The organism is Hydrocoleum sp. CS-953, from assembly GCF_002260545.1.
Lineage (GTDB): Bacteria > Cyanobacteriota > Cyanobacteriia > Cyanobacteriales > Microcoleaceae > Trichodesmium.
The window spans coordinates 1-2,419 of record NZ_LGSU01000196.1 but is presented as its reverse complement, the minus strand read 5'-3'; the positions used below and the strand labels follow the sequence as shown (position 1 = coordinate 2,419).

2 protein-coding genes are annotated in these 2,419 nt (G+C 33.2%); one reads left to right on the top strand and one right to left on the bottom strand.

The genetic code is table 11. From position 1 onward, the window contains the following. Window positions 1-216 precede the first annotated feature (216 nt). Window positions 217-903 (top strand): ROK family protein, encoded by a 687-nt coding sequence (locus AFK68_RS01630; protein ID WP_094671113.1) that lies wholly within the window; start codon window positions 217-219, stop codon window positions 901-903. A gap of 720 nt (window positions 904-1,623) precedes the next feature. Here AFK68_RS01630 and AFK68_RS01625 read toward each other — a convergent pair. Then, window positions 1,624-1,947, bottom strand: coding sequence for a DUF760 domain-containing protein (locus tag AFK68_RS01625; RefSeq protein ID WP_094671111.1), 324 nt, complete (start codon window positions 1,945-1,947; stop codon window positions 1,624-1,626). Window positions 1,948-2,419 lie beyond the last annotated feature (472 nt).

The following is a 2,419-nucleotide window of genomic DNA, read 5'->3' as shown; positions in this document are numbered from 1 at the left end:
GTAGAAAATCAGCAAATGTTTGCTTGATTAATTAAAAAGCTAATAGCTAATAGCTGAATGCTTACCTATTATCAGCATTAAGCCAAGATATATTATCTCTTTTAAAGCTACTCCCTACTCCCTATAATAATTAAGATAAGCTTATAAATGCTCTGAGAATCAAACAATAGTAACTATTATAAAAAGAATATATCAGTAATGAACTAATAGAGAACTATGCAAACTTTAGCTGTTGATATTGGTGGCAGTGGGATTAAAGTAATAGCCTTAAATGAATTAGGAGAAGCAACCACAGAACGTAGTCGTGTAGAAACACCAAACCCGGCAAAACCAGCACCAATATTAACAGAAATTGTATCTTTAGCAGCAAAACAAGGAGAATTTGACAGAGTATCCGTAGGTTTTCCTGGCGTAGTTATGGGTGGCATTATTAAAACAGCAGTAAATTTAGATCCTAACTGGGTAGAGTTTGATTTGGCAAAAGTTCTATCAGAAAGGTTAGGAAAACCCGTGCGAGTTGCGAATGATGCTGATATTCAGGGATTAGGAACAATTCAAGGTAAAGGAGTAGAATTGGTACTAACCTTGGGTACTGGTTTTGGTTCAGCATTATTCGTAGAAGGGAAATTAGTGCCGAATTTGGAAATGGGTCATCATCCATTTCGCAAAGGTGAAACTTATGAGGAACAACTAGGAAGAGCAGCATTAGATGACGCTGGTAAAAAAAAGTGGAATGAACGGTTAGGAAAGGCGATCGCTACTCTAGAAAATCTATTTAATTGTGATTATATTTATCTAGGTGGAGGGAATACAAAAAAAATTACATTTGATTTACCATCAAATGTCAAAATAGTGCCAAATGTGAATGGTTTATTAGGTGGTATTGCTTTGTGGCGAGATTAATTATTTATAGTAGGAAAAACATTTATTAATGTAAGATTTATCGTTTCTAAATATTACTATAGTAATCCTCTAGTCGGTTGTAGTATTTTGGTGGTAGGGGTGATTGCACGAATCACCCCTACACGCAAGTCACTCGTATAGGAGTCATAATTTTCAAGTTTTTCAACTCTTTTTAACCATTATTAAACTTGTTAGGAGCAATTTTAGGATTTCTATATAGTCAGTAACAAAAATTTAGTGGAGTAGTTCATTATAGCACTACGCAAAAACGTTAGGACATTTATAAATCCTGGAACCGTTGAAAAATCTACTATTCCCTACTCCCTACTCCCTACTCCCTAGCGCGTAGTGCTGTAATTGATAATAAACCATGTATTATGACTTATACCAATTACCAAAAGTAATGCTATACTTAATAGGTACTTCAATTATTAAGTAACTCACACAAACCGAATAACTTTTTTCATAATTGCTGTTCAGTTTAGGCAATCTTCTTCTTTATAAGAATAGGTATAGTAGTCGAACCAAAGATTAGGACATTTCTAAATCCGGAAATCTTTTGACAGTTTATTATTCCCTATTCCCTATTCCCTATTCCCTATTCCCTAGCACGTAGCACTATACTTATTAATTATTAATTTTTGAAGCATTTATACCAAAATATTACAACATTAAATTGGGATAATTATCATCCCAAGTTAAATATTTATTTATCTTTAATTATTCATGCAACGAATGGAGAGACTTATCAAGTTCCATTCTTTGTTTAGCTTGATTTAAAAAGTAACCACTCATCATTGCAGAAGCAAGAAGTTGACCAAGGTTTTCTTTGCTAGTTGTTATTGCCATAGAAAAATGTTCCGGTGGTAAATGTCCCAACATTCCTCTTAAATTTTGTTCCATAATTTGAGCTACTTCTGGATCTGGTTTAGAAAGTTGAGCGACAGTTTCTGGATTCATAGATTGAACATATTGCCATAGTAAATTACTACTATTTGATTGGTCGCCAAAACGTTCAGAAGGATTACCAGAAAGATTATTCATAATATTTACCTCGGATAAGTAGAGTTATTTAAGATTAGTTACATATTAACAAGATATCTTCCAGCTATTCCAGTCAGTGCAACCGAACTTCCAGAGACGGACTTTTCGACAAAGTGTTAAAAGGAAATTTATAATTTTGCTTTGTACTAAAGATATAAAAAAGTTGGTACTCCCTTGATAATTTTGACTTCTTGTGGAATTAGAGCATAATATTAAATCTGGTAGTATCAGTATAAAAAAGCAGAGAAACCGGGTTTGTATCAAATGCCCTGCAATACTAATATTGACGTCCCACAAACCCGGTTTCTTGTTATACCAATTCCCATGCATTAATGCTATACTTAGACAAAACTTTAGTTATTAAGTAATTAAACTAAGGTAATTACTTTTTTGTTAGAAAAGAGCAAATTTAGCATTAATTATTGTTTTTTTTTACCGAAATATGGTGGTTTAAAGCCTCCCCTTTTAAGGG

What these genes read in the sequence shown, in the direction of transcription:
- AFK68_RS01625 (WP_094671111.1), bottom strand. Translation starts at nt 1,947, where the DNA reads ATGAATAATCTTTCTGGTAATCCTTCTGAACGTTTTGGCGACCAATCA.
- AFK68_RS01630 (WP_094671113.1), top strand. Translation starts at nt 217, where the DNA reads ATGCAAACTTTAGCTGTTGATATTGGTGGCAGTGGGATTAAAGTAATA.